The sequence below is a fragment of the Sphingomonas sp. Leaf33 genome, from assembly GCF_001421785.1.
In the GTDB taxonomy this organism is placed as follows: domain Bacteria; phylum Pseudomonadota; class Alphaproteobacteria; order Sphingomonadales; family Sphingomonadaceae; genus Sphingomonas.
Genome location: NZ_LMLB01000001.1, coordinates 656,229 through 670,176, shown reverse-complemented (window position 1 = coordinate 670,176; position 13,948 = coordinate 656,229). Strand labels below are relative to the sequence as shown.

The 13,948-nt window shown below is 66.3% G+C and carries 14 protein-coding genes and 1 pseudogene; 5 read left to right on the top strand and 10 right to left on the bottom strand.

The window, feature by feature from the left end:
• Positions 1-9: 9 nt before the first annotated feature.
• Both ASE86_RS03405 and ASE86_RS03400 read left to right on the top strand, forming a co-directional pair.
• Positions 10-1,572, top strand: a complete 1,563-nt coding sequence (locus ASE86_RS03405) for a DNA polymerase (RefSeq protein ID WP_235523975.1) — start codon at positions 10-12, stop codon at positions 1,570-1,572.
• A gap of 209 nt (positions 1,573-1,781) precedes the next feature.
• A complete protein-coding gene (locus ASE86_RS03400) occupies positions 1,782-2,381 on the top strand; it encodes a hypothetical protein (protein ID WP_056422341.1) in 600 nt (199 codons plus the stop codon).
• 113 nt (positions 2,382-2,494) lie between these two features.
• Here the strand turns inward: ASE86_RS03400 and ASE86_RS03395 are convergent, their stop codons facing one another.
• From ASE86_RS03395 to ASE86_RS03375, 5 genes are all read right to left on the bottom strand, one after another.
• On the bottom strand, positions 2,495-2,950 hold the full coding sequence (locus tag ASE86_RS03395; protein WP_056422338.1) for a hypothetical protein: 456 nt from the start codon (positions 2,948-2,950) through the stop codon (positions 2,495-2,497).
• 80 nt (positions 2,951-3,030) lie between these two features.
• A complete protein-coding gene (locus tag ASE86_RS03390) occupies positions 3,031-3,426 on the bottom strand; it encodes a lysozyme inhibitor LprI family protein (protein ID WP_056422335.1) in 396 nt (131 codons plus the stop codon).
• 42 nt (positions 3,427-3,468) lie between these two features.
• Positions 3,469-3,936, bottom strand: a complete 468-nt coding sequence (locus ASE86_RS03385) for a hypothetical protein (protein ID WP_056422332.1) — start codon at positions 3,934-3,936, stop codon at positions 3,469-3,471.
• 12 nt (positions 3,937-3,948) lie between these two features.
• Entirely contained in the window at positions 3,949-4,662 is a 714-nt protein-coding gene (locus tag ASE86_RS03380; RefSeq protein WP_056422329.1) for a hypothetical protein, read from the bottom strand.
• A gap of 21 nt (positions 4,663-4,683) precedes the next feature.
• Complete coding sequence (locus tag ASE86_RS03375) at positions 4,684-6,717, bottom strand: S8 family serine peptidase (protein ID WP_056422326.1); 2,034 nt, start codon at positions 6,715-6,717, stop codon at positions 4,684-4,686.
• A 692-nt stretch (positions 6,718-7,409) separates the two neighbouring features.
• Between ASE86_RS03375 and ASE86_RS03370 the strand changes: the two genes are divergently transcribed.
• The 3 genes and pseudogenes from ASE86_RS03370 (at position 7,410) to ASE86_RS15870 (ending at position 8,766) form a co-directional block, all read left to right on the top strand.
• Positions 7,410-7,790, top strand: coding sequence for a helix-turn-helix domain-containing protein (locus ASE86_RS03370; protein WP_056422323.1), 381 nt, complete (start codon positions 7,410-7,412; stop codon positions 7,788-7,790).
• Positions 7,791-7,814: 24 nt separating this feature from the next.
• Positions 7,815-8,621 (top strand): annotated as a pseudogene (locus tag ASE86_RS15610) (DNA N-6-adenine-methyltransferase); the annotation flags it as partial.
• A 1-nt stretch (position 8,622) separates the two neighbouring features.
• Positions 8,623-8,766, top strand: a complete 144-nt coding sequence (locus ASE86_RS15870; protein ID WP_156347011.1) for a hypothetical protein — start codon at positions 8,623-8,625, stop codon at positions 8,764-8,766.
• Positions 8,767-8,917: 151 nt separating this feature from the next.
• On the opposite strand, the gene ASE86_RS03365 is transcribed toward ASE86_RS15870, so the two are convergent.
• The 5 genes from ASE86_RS03365 to ASE86_RS03340 all read right to left on the bottom strand — a co-directional run bounded on the left by ASE86_RS03365 (position 8,918) and on the right by ASE86_RS03340 (position 13,947).
• Complete coding sequence (locus ASE86_RS03365; protein WP_056422321.1) at positions 8,918-9,550, bottom strand: hypothetical protein; 633 nt, start codon at positions 9,548-9,550, stop codon at positions 8,918-8,920.
• On the bottom strand, positions 9,550-10,080 hold the full coding sequence (locus ASE86_RS03360) for a hypothetical protein (protein WP_156347010.1): 531 nt from the start codon (positions 10,078-10,080) through the stop codon (positions 9,550-9,552). The genes ASE86_RS03365 and ASE86_RS03360 overlap by 1 nt, the downstream gene beginning before the upstream one ends.
• A gap of 144 nt (positions 10,081-10,224) precedes the next feature.
• Positions 10,225-11,475 (bottom strand): hypothetical protein, encoded by a 1,251-nt coding sequence (locus ASE86_RS03350; protein ID WP_056422312.1) that lies wholly within the window; start codon positions 11,473-11,475, stop codon positions 10,225-10,227.
• Entirely contained in the window at positions 11,438-12,811 is a 1,374-nt protein-coding gene (locus tag ASE86_RS03345; RefSeq protein WP_156347009.1) for a MobA/MobL family protein, read from the bottom strand. The genes ASE86_RS03350 and ASE86_RS03345 overlap by 38 nt, the downstream gene beginning before the upstream one ends.
• Positions 12,812-13,044: 233 nt before the next feature.
• The gene (locus tag ASE86_RS03340) at positions 13,045-13,947 is read right to left on the bottom strand and encodes an HNH endonuclease (RefSeq protein ID WP_056422306.1); all 903 of its coding nucleotides are present in this window, start codon (positions 13,945-13,947) and stop codon (positions 13,045-13,047) included.
• Position 13,948 lies beyond the last annotated feature (1 nt).

Sequence of the window (13,948 nt, the reverse complement as noted above, 5' to 3'; positions counted from 1 at the left end):
TCCAGGCTGATGCTGTTCATCAAGGACTTCACCGGAAGGGGCGCAGACGCCTTCTATTGGTTCCGGGACGGCCGGCTCGAGGAAACTGATGCCGAAGGCGTCGTCGGCTTCGCGGGCGTCGTCGTCTGCCATGACTTTTGGATGATACGCGACGCGCTGTTTGACAAGACCGGAACGCTACCGGACGCGATCGTCGATCTGGATGAGCTCCGTATCTCCACCAGCGGCATCCCCGAAGACCGCCTCGCCCGCGAGAAGCGCGACATCACGACGCAGCTTGGCAAGTACGGCGCGGAGCAGGAAGTTTGCGACACCTACCAAAAGATGTTCAACAAGGGCGTCCCGTTCGAGGAGGGCGTCGCGGCCAAGGCTGCTACGGCGATGGCGGCGATGTATATCAACCTCTGCGAGAGGGCGACCGCCGAAGGCGAGCTCGAGCGTTTCTTCAGCATCGAAGTGCCCATTTACCGCGTGCTCCAGCTCGCGATGTCGGCGGGCATCTCGATCGACGCCGCGGGACTTTCGGAAAAGCGGGCGCAGGCGGAGCACGAGTATTTCCTTTCGCTGAAGGATTACTCCGCCAAGCACGACATGCCGCTCGAAACGCCGAGCAGGCGTTCCATAGAAGGAAAGCTGCTGCGCGAGGGCTTCGACCTGGACGAGGTCTCGGTCGAGTATCTTCTCGAGTTCGTGCCGCACCACAGCGATCTCGGTGGGGACACCATGGCGCTGCTCGCGCTCGACACCGCGCGTCGCGTGCTCGGTTCGCTCACCCTGTCCAGCGACGTCACGCGTCCGGTCGCCGACGTCTTCGGCTCGCGCACCTCACGTGTTCAGCTGCGCAGCCCTAGCCTCCAGAACATCCCGAAGCGATACAGGTCCATCATCGGTCCGCACGAGGGCGCCAAACTGAGCTATGTCGACTTCGACCAGTTCGAAGTCGGCATCATGGCCGCGCTCTCCGGCGACGAGGAACTCAAGCAGCTTTACGCCGCGGGCGACATGTACGACTTGTTCGCTAACACGCATCTCGGTCTCGTCGACAACCGCAAAGCCGCAAAGCAACTCTTCCTGTCCTACGCGTACGGGATGAGCCGGAAGGCCCTGGTCGACGCGGCGTCCTCGCTCGGTGTAGACCGACCAAAGGCGAAGGCGGCATTCCGGCTCTTCCAGCGGTACGAGGACTGGAAGAAGTCCATCTGGGCCGATTTTCAACGCACTGGGCGCGTGACCACCATCCTCGGCAACCACTATCGACGGAGCGGGAGTGGCCAACTCACTAGCAAGGAGCAGCGATCGGCGGTCAGTCAGGTGGTCCAAGGGACAGCGTCGCTGATCTTCAAGCGTGCACTGTTGGCGGTCGCCGCCATGGACGACCTGAGAGTAGTCATCCCAATGCACGATGCTCTGCTGTTCGAGTACACGCTGACCGAGACGCCGGCCGGGGTCGTCGACGCATTCGAGCGCGTCATGACTGATGTGCTCGGCGGACGCGTTACCGGTAAGGCGTCGATCAGCGACTTCGCGGAGCGCAACCCTCCGGTCGCGGCACCTGCAAGTACCTCATTTTAGCTTCGGCCGGCCACCGCATCTAGGAACCAAGAAATTTAGCTCCTGCCTCACCGCCTGAACGAATGGGTATTCACGGCGACGGTCGCTCCAAACCGGACAGGCTGGTTTCCACCAATCCCGGTCGTTCTGACACAGATCGATTACGCCGAAAGCGGACGGACCGCTATCGCCCATTTGCGGACATTGAGCCAAAGGGTCATATCGGCAGCATGCGGACCAAACGTGGCGGTATGACACTTCACGAGGCGATGAGGCAGCTAGACGCTGACCCTGCTTATCGGGCCATTCGCAGCGCAAGAGATCGCGAGCTTGCCGAGGTTGCCGAACTACGGAGGCGGGAACAACAACCGCTCTTGAGCGACCTGTCGTCGGCTGGTGTCATCGTGGCTTGGGTGGGGGAATTGTGCAGTATTCCCGACCCAGACCCGCGCATATACCCGGTCCTACTGGACCATCTAACCAAGCCTAACCCCCCGTGGCTTCTCGAATGGATTGGCCGCGCCTTCGGGCGCAAAACAGCGCGGCCCATAGTGTGGGATACGCTCATCAACCTCATCAAAACTCATGCTCTCAAAGAGCGGGCTGCCGTGGGCGTGATGGTAGCAATTTCCGACATGGCGCAGCCGGGCGACCTTGAGACGTTGATTGATCTGCTCTCTGATCCTTCCATCGGCGGCAGCCGAGTATTTCTCGTCAGCAATCTGATGCGGTCAAAAAGGCCCGCCGCGCGAGCTGCCTTGTTGCAGCACCAAGACGATCCTGACCTCACGAATGAGATAAAGGCGCGCCTTGCTCGCACCCGAAGCTAACGACAGCTTTCCACTCCCAAAGCGACGTTCGGTCCGGTGATCGGATGGACGACCGCAAACGCCCACTTGCGGACGTTCGAGAGCGCGGTCGGAGCTTGCATCCGGTGCAGGCGCTAATCAGAAAAGTGTTGGAGCCTCGCCCCCGAGAGGAGCGGCTTAATCGCTTCCAACGCGCCTATGTCTCGGTGCCAAAGAATGTAGGTGTAATCCCATTCTTCTGTGATCACACATTCCAATGCTGGGATGACGAACTGAGAAAACTGGCTCGCGTCCTTTTCCATGGATCCCTGATGGTCGCTTAAGAGCGGCTCAGGACGCGGAGGAAAATTGACCGTCTCGTGTGAATGATCGACTACCCCCATGCGGAAGGCTCCGAAGGCAGCCAACAGCATTCGGTTGAACCTCAGCCATTCGTCTTCGCTCACCTCATCCAACAGGTGAAGCCGCTCTTTACCCAGCCACCCCGGCCACAGCGAGATATACTCTTTCTTGAAATCTGGTCGCACCTCCCCGTGCTCGAAGAACACCTCGTAAATGGCTTTGCCGGACATCGCCTGCTCCTCAGCCATGGCCGACTGCTATTCGCAGCGAGGAAAGGCCGCAATGTCCGCTTTCCACCAAACCCGACAACCACCAGTCGTATAGGTGATTAGCGTTCGCCCTGCGGCTTCGGCAGGATCGGCGGAGTGGTGTCGGCGTAGGTCAGCCAGTTTTGCCAGATCGCCATCGTCCGGGCCTTCGTCAGAGCGGTTCGACAGCTAAGCGACACGGCGCCACGGATCGTTCCACCCTTCCAGTTCTCATAGACGGCGTCGCATTCGGTATCGCGATAGGCGATCCACTCCCGTTCGGACGTGCGAAGCTTGGCAAGCGCCGTCAGTTCCTGGTCGCGGGTGAGCCGCGCGACGGCTGCGGTGTAATAGCGGTTGAGCACGGCGTCCGCACGAGCGAGATTGACGGCGAGACATTGCTCGACGTCGCGGGTTGTCGAGCCGGAGCATGGGTCTGCCGCTGTCAGCAACAGTGTCGCGATGATTATCGACATAGCTATTCTTCCTGAATTCCGACCCGGTCCAACATCTTCGATCTATAGCGCTTTCATCCGTTCGGCAGCGCCCGGCTCCTTCGCGATTGACCGGATCGTCACCCGGTCCACCAACACCTGCACAGCCCAAGCGACGACTGCCAGAGCCGCCCACGGCCAGCCGCGCGTCAGCCACACGTCGAGGTGGAAGCCGTTCGCCGGCAGCGTCAGCCCGCCGGCGATCAGCGCGAGCCACTTGAGGCTGTTCATCGCGAACGACGCGCCACTCATGATCCACAGCTTAGCGCGCGACGATCCCGGCCGCCATGCCGCCCAGAGCAACAGTGCGGCCGGGACGCCGAGGCCGGCCCACGCCGTCCACGCAGGGCCGAGGTTCACCTTCGCGATCATCGCGGCGACGAACGATAGCGCGCCCAGCAGCAGGATCAGCGGCAGCGCGCGGAAGAAGCCGGTGGCGTCGAGCACGCCGACCAGCATCAGTATCGCGACGGCTCCGATGACGGCAATCATGACCGCGCGCCCTCAGAAGGCCGCGCGGTCGGTCTTCGGCGCGGCGCCATCGACGGTGGCGGCGAAGGTACGTTCACGCTCACGGTCCTGCTCGGCGCCGTCCTGCAGCCGGATCGTGTTGTCGTTGTAGACCACCGAGGCCTTCAGGTTCGGGAGTGCTTCGGGCCGACGCTGGAACGGCGTGCTCGTGCCGCAGACGGACTTCAGCGGCGCGCTGCACCAGGCGGGCGTCATGCCTTGATCCCGGCTGCCATCGGGCTTGCCGTATTTGGCGACGACCTGGCGCAGGAAGGCGTCACCCTTCATGACCTCCTGCGGCATCGTCAGAAAGACGCTGGTGACGGTCGAACCGCCGGCGGGCGTGGCGGTCAGGCCGACGGTGATGCTCGCGCGGTTCGGGCCGACGCCTTGAAGTTGCGTCATCACCCGGTCGCTCATCGCCGGCGACGTGGCGGAACCGGTGCGCCGCCGTGCCGCCTCTGCGCGGACGCGGGCCGCCAAGCTCGGTCCGTAGCTCACGCCATTGGTCGCGGGCATCGCATAGCCGGCCTTCACCAGCGCGGCGCGTGCCTCGCTCGCCGACATGCCGAGCCTGACCCCGGCGACGTCGAGCGGAAACGCCGCCATTTCCACGCCGCTGGCGGCCTGCGGTGTCGCGGCAGCCCCGGATCCTGACATTGGTGCGGCGGTGAGCACGATGGCCGCGGCGGCGAGCGTCTTCTTCATGGTTCCTGCTCCTCGTGTCGTTCAGCGGATGGCGATGGTGACGAAGCCGGCGGTGTCGGACGCGCCCGCGACGTGGCCCGCATCGAAGGCACGCGCAACGCCGAACCGCAGCGATGACGTGCGCGACAGTGCGGTCGCCCAACCCAGTTCGAGGTCCAGCTCGCGGGCATCCGGGGCGAAATCGACCACGACGGTGCGGGTCGCGAGCGCGCCGCTGACGAGGTCGAACGACACCGGCGCCAGAAGCATCGCACGGGCGCGCTCGACCCGAAGCGGCGAGGACAGACCGAGCGTCGCGCGTCCGCCGAACAGGCCGCGCGCGCCTTCCACCGCGAAGGCGCTGCCGATCAACGGCCCGCCGAAGCGCAGCAAGTCCGAGCCCCCCGACGTCCGTGTCGAGGAGGCGGTCGCCCGCGCGGTCAGGTCGACGCCGGCCAGCGTCTGGCGGTAGGTCAGCGTGGCAAGCGTGGTCCGCGCACCGGTCAGGCCGAGAGTTGCGTCGCCGCGCATGCCGAGCACCTGACCGCGTTCGGCGAGGTCGGACAATTCAAGCCCGACGCCCAGCGGCATGGCGAAGCCGATGACCTGTTGCCGAAGACGCCCGTCTCGGGACGTCCCACTCGAAAAGGACGCCGACCAGCCCCCGCCGGACCATGCCGACATGCTGCCGATGGGCATCGACGTGATGCCGCGCAGCGGCGAACCCGCCAGCCCGCTGCCGTTGCCGATCGCGACGTTGGTGCCGAGGGTGACCTGCTGCCCGACGGCAGGCGCGAAGGACATGACGGCCGGCACGGCGGGACGAACCCCTGAATAGGCGCCGACGTTGGTCGCGAAGCCGAAGCGCGCGGCGTTGGCCTGCGCAGCACGCCATGGCGTGTCGGTCGGCGCGAGCATCACCCCGGCGAGCAGACCGGACCCGCGAGCCCGCGCACCGGTCGAACCCGTCATCCCATAGTCGCGGCCATAGCGGTCGAACACCGTCATGCCGCCGACCTGACCCATCACCGTCGCCGCCGCGGCCGATCCACCGAACGGCGCGGAGGTCGTCAGCGACGAGAAGCGGGTCAGCACCGCATCGGCGGCGGCGAAGGACGAGGCGGGCGCCTGCGCCTGCATTGCCTTCTCAACGTTGAGGATGCCCGCGCCGAACACGGCATCCACGCCGGGCCCACCGGCGTCGGTGGCGGTGTCGAGCAGGATGCGGCTGATCGCCTTGCCGCCGAGCTGCGGCCAATATTGCTTGAGCAGCGCTGCCGCCCCGGCGACCGCGGGTGCGGCGAAGCTGTTGCCGGTGACCGTGACGACATTGCCGTCCTTGTCGACGACCTGGACGTTGTTGCCGCCGGCCGCGAGCATCCGGTCGGCGAGCGGGCCGGCATTCCCGTTGGCACTGCGCGGATTGCCGTTCTGGTCGACCCCGATCGCGAACAGGAACCAGTCCTTGTTGGCGCGGTCGCTGCCGACGAAGTTCTCCGCGAACTGGCCGGTGAAGCTGTCCTGGCCTGTCGCATTGTCGACCGAATTGACTAGCAGCCGGTCGGCGAGGCGTACCTGGTCCATCGCGGCGCGCTGGTCCTGCGCCAGCTGCCCCGTGCCGAAGCCGTTGAGCGACAACACGCTGACGAACGCGCCTTTCTCGACCGCATAGCGGATTGCGGGCGCGATCAGCATCGCGTTCGCGCTTCCGCTCTCCGGGATCGGTCCGGTGCTGCCGGCGGTCTGGCCCGAGAGGTCGGCCCCGACGATCTTCAGCGCGAGCAGCGTCGCCTCGGGCGCGACGCCCTGCGGCCCCGATCCGTTACGCGCAGCCAGCGCGACCGAGGCGACGGTCGTGCCGTGGCCCTGCTTGTCATCGATCGCATAGGGCGCGAGCGTCTCCGCCGGGCAGCTCCCGCAGCGCGCGACGCGTTGTTCGAAGCCGGTGCTGTCGGCCGAGATACGCCCGGCAAACTCTGGCGTCGCGCGGTTGATGCCGGTGTCGAGCACCGCGATCGTCACACCCTTGCCGGAGATGCCCCGGTCATAGGCGTAGGCGGCCTTGGCGATGATCACGGCGCCCGATGCCCTGTATTCGGTGCTATCCGCCGACGACGTCGGCGAGGGAGCCGGGCTGGGTGCCGGCGTCGGGGCCGGAGTCACTGTCGGCGGTGCGGTTGACCCGCCCGAGTTTACGCCACCACCGCCACCACAGGCGGCCAGTAGCAGGCCCGCCGAGATCACCGATATGTTCTTTACGCGTGCGCGGTTTCCGCACTTCCGTCGCTCAACACCCAACGCCCGAACCCCCGTTCGCGTCGGTGCCGAGTGGCTTCTCCAGCCGGCGGCACCGCCCCAGTTTACGAGGCGGTGCCGGCCCGAAAGCCGGAAGTTGGAAACCTGCAAAGAGACAGGCGCGAACGCCTTTAGGCCCGAAGGCCCTGGACATACGCGTCCGCCTCCCGGCCGAAACTGGTTCGGACCGGGTCTACGGCTCTCTTTGACGAGGTTTCCACGCCTCGGCCCACCTGCTGGTGAGCGGGGGCAGGTTAAGCCATCTGCCTGCCTGTCGGCAACGCAAATCTTCGCGACACGATGTCGGCTGTTCCTGACATAGTAAAGCAATGTTTACTTTTGTCGGGATTTTACGACATATCTAAGCGGATTGACGCAAGTAATCACGCTGATGGACTGACAATTTCACTAAGTATTGACCCGGCACATACGGCCGCTCATATCGACCAGAATATGAACCCTTTTGGTATCTGATGTTGGTCGCGGCGCTCATCGAAGCGCGCAAGTCGTCGGGCGTGTCGCAATCCGCGCTCGCGGCGCGCATCGGCGTGCCGCTCCAGAAGATCAAGCGGCTCGAGCGGGGCGTCGGTTTGGTCGAGACCCTTGTCGCGGTGATGACCGCGACCAACTTCCGGCTGACCGGTCTCGGGTCGGGCGACACCCTTGGTGCAAAACTGCGCGCCAGCCGGCTCCGGCGTGGCTGGACGGTGGAGAAGGCGGCGTCACGCGCGGGGATATCGCGCACGACGCTTGCCAGCCTCGAGCGCGGCGGCGGGTCGGTTGCCAGCCTGCTCCGCCTGCTGACCGTGCTGGCGCCGAAAGCCCGGCGCCGCGCCATGGAGCGCGCTCATTAGGGCGAAGGCGACAAGGCCGACCGTGACGTCCGCTTCACCCCGCCAGAGTTCCTGGCGAAGGTCCACCATGCGTTCGGCGCGATCGACCTTGACCCGTGCGGTCATGAGCTGAGCCCGGTGGTCGCGAAGCGCCGCATCCTGCTCGAAGAAGGCGGCGACGGGTTCGTCGACGACTGGTCGGGCGGGCTCGCCTTCGTCAATCCTCCTTTCAGCGAAACGCTGCGCTGGCTGAAACGCGCGCATGACCAATGGTCGTGCGGGAATGTCGGCAGCGTCGTCTGCCTCGTCCCCGCGCGCACCGACTCCCGCTGGTTCCACGAAACGTTGACCGTCGAGGCCGACATCATCCTCCTGCGGGGCCGGGTGCGTTTCGCCGACATCCGCGGCCGGTCGCAGCACACGCCCCATTCGTTGATGCTGGTGGCATTCGGTAGCTCGACCGAGCAGCGGGCACGCTGGGCGGAGATCGCGGAGGGGTATTGGCTGGCCCGCTCGCACGGGCTCGCCTCACTACCAGATCGGCCAGTCGTTGATGACGACGCGGCCCGCGACATTGACACCGCGCTCGACCAGCCGGCGCAGGCGCGCCTCGGCGCGGGCGATGCCCTGCTCGGCGTCGGCGTCGGTGGGCTTGAAGGGCACGTGGATGATTTCGCCCCGGCGCGAGGCGGAAGCTGCCGCGGACATGCGGCTGCGGCAGCAGCAGCCCGCGCGACCCGGTCTTCGACAGCCACAGCTTGCAGCCAGGGTGTGAGAAGCAGATCCGGTCGCGCGGCACGAAGATCGAAATGTCGGTCATCACGGTTTCGCCCGCCTGCTCCTCGAAGGTGAGGTGGACGAGGTCGGCCTGCGCGTCGCAGGCCATCTGCCCCAGTCGGAGCCGCGCGAGCTGATCGAGGCGCTCACCGGCAAGCAATGCGGCCGATGGTCGGACGTGCGGTTGCCCAAGAGCATCGTGGAAACGGCGGCGAGGTGAGCGCGGGCGGCGGCGGTGTTGGTCATCTGGTTCTTCCCGATTTCGTCCCCACCATCGGGGACATTCCATCGGTTCATTCCCCTTCAGGCGGGCACCGCCCGCCTTGGCCGGAGGCACCCGCGACGCCTGTCGCGGATGCTCGGCGGCCTGCTCAGCCGGGCGCGAAGCGCGGCGCCCATTCGTCCCGAAAAGCTGACCATTCCGAATCGAAGGCGGCCTGCGCGTCCTTGGCGACGAGATCGCGGTGCAGCTCCCCCCATCCGCTGGCGCGGTGGACCCGCGCCAGCACCACGCAGTGGACGTGCGGGCGGCGCGCCGAAAGTTCGTCACCCGGCATATGGACGACGGTAAGGCTGGTCAGCCGGCGTTCGAGCGCGAGGTGCTGCAGCGCGTACATGCCGACGAGCGACAGGATGTCGGTGGCCTGCCAGCCGTGATCGAAACGCATGGTCAGGACCGTGGCCAGCAGTTTTTGGTGCGGCTTGACCCTGGCGTCATAGCCTTCGAACACGCCCTCCAGCGCATCCGGCTCGATGGCCACACCGGGCGCGGGCACCAGCCGGCTGGTCGTGCAGGTGATCGGCCACAGCCCGTCCGGCCCCCAGGCCGCGTCGTCCGGCCTGCTCGGCTGGAGCTTGGCCCGGGCGAGGTCGGCGGTGGTGTTGCGCTTGCCCTTCGCCTTCGGCCGCAGCAGCGCGAAACCGAAGTTGGGCGACGATCCCAACGGATCGTCGAACAGCATGTCATCGGCATCTGCCGGGCTGATCCACGGCAGCGCGGGCATCAGCGGTCCCCCCACAGCTGCGCAAGGAAGGCGTCGGCTCGGTCGAGGCCGTCGATCGCCTCCTGGTCGTCCCGCGCGGGCGGATGCGACGCCACCAGCAGCCGGCGCGCGGTCAACTGCATCGACAGGTGCGGATCCTCGCTGTCGTGCGGGTCGGGGACCAGCCACGCCTTGCCATGCGGCGACAGCCAGAGCCGCCGGCCATGGCACCAGACGTTCTCCTGCCGCCCCCACTGGCCGTAAGCGATATAGAGGGTGCGCCGGCCCTCACTCGACGCCTTGACGACGAGTGCGTCGCAACGCGCCTCACGCATGCCCCTATCGACCGTCCGGAGATCCCCGCGCGACGGCTCGATCGACGGGACCAGCAGCAGGTCGGGGGTGGCAGCATAAAACCAGTCGCTGAACGGCGAGCGCAGCAGCAGCCGAGTCGCCGGGTCGGATTGCCAGCCCACCAGCGTGGCGAGCGCCTGGGTCGCGGTCAGCGCGCGCATCTGCGCCAGCGCCCGCTCTTTGGTCATGATATACATGGAAGTCCTTGGGATTATGCGGGAGGTGGCGGGCTGCACGCCACCCTTCCGCACCTTCATTTTCGCCTTCACGGCACAGCCGCAGGCGCTTCCCAATCTTCCTTCCGCCAGCCCCGGCGGGTCTTCCCAGATGCGCGCGACGGGCTAGCGCTCGGGGCCCTTCGTGGGCAGGCTGACCGGTGGCGCAGAGCTTGCCGGCCCCTTGGGCGCCACTCTCTTCTCGCCCGTCGTCGGCAACGACGATGCCTGATCAAAGATACTGACCTTCGACTTCTCGGCCGTCTCCGACGTGAGTGCGGCGCGGTCGGTAGAAGTGTCCTTCAGCGCGGTAGAGCCGACCCGATCCGGCCCGCTCGGTGCGACCCGGTTCGACCGCTTGCCAGCCGGCGATCCGGAAATGTCAGGTTTCCGATTCACCTGCCGTGTCGAGATATGCGCGCGTGGCGCGACCGTGCGCGGCGCGCGGGGCGTAACAGAAGTCGTGCCCATGACCATGGACGAGAACTCCGCCTCGCCCGGTTCTGGGATCGGCAGGGTTTGAACCGTCGTGGTGAACGGGGCGCTTGACGGTGACGGATGCGTGATCCGGCGCGGCTTGCCTGAATCGGAAGACGTGCTTGGCGTCTCCTTCGACGGAGCAAAGCCCGACAGCATCTCGCGATCAGCCCGCCGGTGCCGCTCCGCCAGCAGCAATCGCTGGAAGCTCAGTTCATGGGCAAACTGCCGCATCAGCGTGTCGATCGTCCTTGGAACGCTGCGGCCGAGCCGCGCTTCGCCGTTATCGAAAATCAGCAGATCCCCATCAGCGGCGTGTTTGCGCAGCCAGGCGCGCAGTCGATCCCGCTTCTGGTCATCGAACCGCGACGCCGTGCCCGCCGCCGCAGGCGCCTGTTGGCGCGGAACGTAGACGAGCGCGTCCATGGCCGGCGCTTGCCCAAGCCGTGAAGTTGCCGCTTGCACGATGGCCCACTGGTCCGCTGCTCTTGCAGCGAGCGCCTCCTCCACCCGTCGCGCCGCTTCCCGCTCGTCCGGCGTAGGGCTGTTCCGCTCGACCCATGCAAGGTGCGCCCGAGCATCGGCGAGCAGTTGGTCGTCTCCCTTGCGCGGTGTCACAGGGCGCCCCGGCGTCGGGGTCAGCGTATGCACCACCGTCTCCGCCCGCGACCGCGCCATCGTGATAACGACGTCGGCCAATTCGCGCTGAAGCCGCCGCCGGATCAGACGCCGTTCTAGTCGTTCGTAGCGTTCGACCGCGGCCATGACGGCGAGATCGTTCGCCACGATGGTACGGATCAGTGCGAGTTCGCCGGCGAGCGCCGCCTCCGCCTCGTTCGCACGCTTCTCGCAAGCCGCGGCCTCATCGGCGAGGATCCTCCGGGCGTTGCGCGATCCCACCTCCGTCTCGATCCCGCGTGCTTCGAGCCCGGTTGCCCATATGCTCGAGCGGGGTCAGCCCGATGCCGTTGTCGGCATAGGTGCCGTGCAGATACCGCACGACGTCCGGCCGATCGCCGATCACCTCATTGACGATCGTGATGAACCGGTCACGCAGAAGGCCGGCGGGCGGCGTTGGATAGCGGACCTTCTTCTGGCGATCCGGATGCGTGACCTTTCCGTTTCGGCGCGCGGTATGTTCGAAATCCCAGCAGCCAAAATCATCGAGCCACTCGGCCGGGCGATCGACGCCATCGACATGGATGTGGAAGTTGCGGCGGTCGTTGTGACGGTCGGGTTGGTGGATCGCGCCGACCACCATCCAGCCATCATCCGCCAACATGCCGCAGAACCGCGACAGGATCTCATGGCGATCGACCGCCGAAAGACCATCGGGCAGTTCGCCGACGAACCGGTGCTGCGACCGCTGGGTCCGGCCCTGCTTCCACGAGACGAGATCGCCAGCGAACCTCCTGTGTTCGAACCAGTCGAGGCGCTCATAGGCTTCCTTGCCAGACACCTCGGCGATGGTGACCGTGCGATGCCGCGCGGGCCGTCCACGCTCGATCGCCTCCCGCTCGACTTCCTCCGCTTCCGCCCGCAATCGCCGGGTCATCTCGCGGAACCAGGTCGGGGCACCGCCGAACTTCAGTTGATACTCGAAGCTGGTGACCTGCGCGGTCGAAGCCTGCAGCAGATGCGACTTCGGCGGCGGTGCGGCGCGCTCGGCCGCCTCGAACAGGCTGCGTGCCCGGTCCCAGCCGCCGGGAATGTTGGTGTAGCAGGCAAGCTGGTTCAGATCCCCCCGCATCTCCTGCTCGTCCAGCATGTCGAGCAGCATCTCGCCCGCCGGATCGACGACGCCGGTTTCCCGCCGGATATAGTCGATATGCGTCGCCAGCCCGATCCGCGCGCCATCGGTCACATAGTCGAAGTGCGCCACCGCGCTCATGCCCCCGCCGCCGCAGCGCGGATGGGCGACGCCGTTTCGGGACGGCGGGTGGATCGCCATAACCGCCTTCACGTCGAAGTGTGGCACCCGGAACCCGCCCGTCTGCCGGTCGCGGCGGGTCAGCGGGCTGGCGGCGTGAAAGTCCACCGTCCGCTCGCGGCCGGACGTGGACGCGCGACGCGGCGGCCCTCGGGTCTCGCGATCGTCGCCCTGCGCGCGGAAGCCTGTCCGCTTCAGGGACCCGGCGATCGCTTCCTCGTCCTCGCGCCGCTGCCGGGCGAGCAGCGCACGCACATGGTGCGCGAACACCGCAGGCTCTTCACCGATGGACCCGGACGATGACATGCTTCTGATTGTCGACGGGCCCAGCAAATCGCACAATCCCCCCGACGAACCGCCTTCCGGAAACCGCCAGGTTGGAGGACCCGCCGCGGCCGATCAGGCACCGGCGGCGCACCGCAATTGGGCGCCCCCGCCAAATTGCGCTGTTGCGCCTAAATTTCCTCCCCCTTGGTCGCGCCAACGCATCGTCGGCTGCTGAACCGACCTTCCTTCCGAATTTCCGGTCGCCAGCACCTTTACAGCTTGAAGCAGTGCTCCCGGTGCCAGCGCAGGAAGTGCGGATGCGGCCGGTCGCCGGGGCGGCCTGGCAAGATCGCTCGCCCGCTCGGGTTGATGACCGAGCGGATGCTGTCCGGATCGTTCGCCTGGCGCGAGACGAGGATGCTGGCGTCGTGGGCCAGGCTGATGAGCCCGCGATCGAACATCCAATGCGCCGTACCGGAAAGAGCCAGGCCATTGCTCACGATATCCGGCCCGTCCGCCTCGACCGGCCGAATGTGCGCGGCCTCGACCTCGGCCCGCCCGCCGCCATTGATTAGCTTGAGCCCCGTGACCGCGCATCGCTCGTCATATGCGCGCAGCACGATGCGGCGGAAAACACGGTCACGCACGACGCGGGAAACGAGCATGCTTACACGCTCGCGCGTCTCGTCGAATCCGAAGGGCACTCGCTCCTCTCGGACTGCCGACGGCGCTTCGGAGGCGCCGACCCGCGGCAACAGCGGATTTTCCTCCGCCAGGCCAAGGCCGACGATGCGGGAGAAGTCGGAGGCGGACAGCCCTCGCACAGCCGCCTGGGCCCGACCCGAGATACGACCAGCTTCGTTCAGGACGCCGCGTTCGATCACGGCCCCATCACCGTCGGCGAAGGGAACCGGGTTCGAGAAGTCGAGGTAACTGCCGGGTTCGATCAGCGCGAGGTACATGCCGGGAGCGCTGGGGTCGGCAATCACCTGCTGGACCTTTGCCACGGCGAAATACCCGCGTGTGCCGTGCACCTTGCGCGGCTCGTAATAGACGATCCAGTCGCCGATGCAGGCGCGGACCCGGCTGAGATATTGAGGCGGGAACTGATAGCGCTCGGCCGGCGTGTCATCGTAGATTGAGTCCGACCGGTGGATGAAGACGCCGAAAGCCATA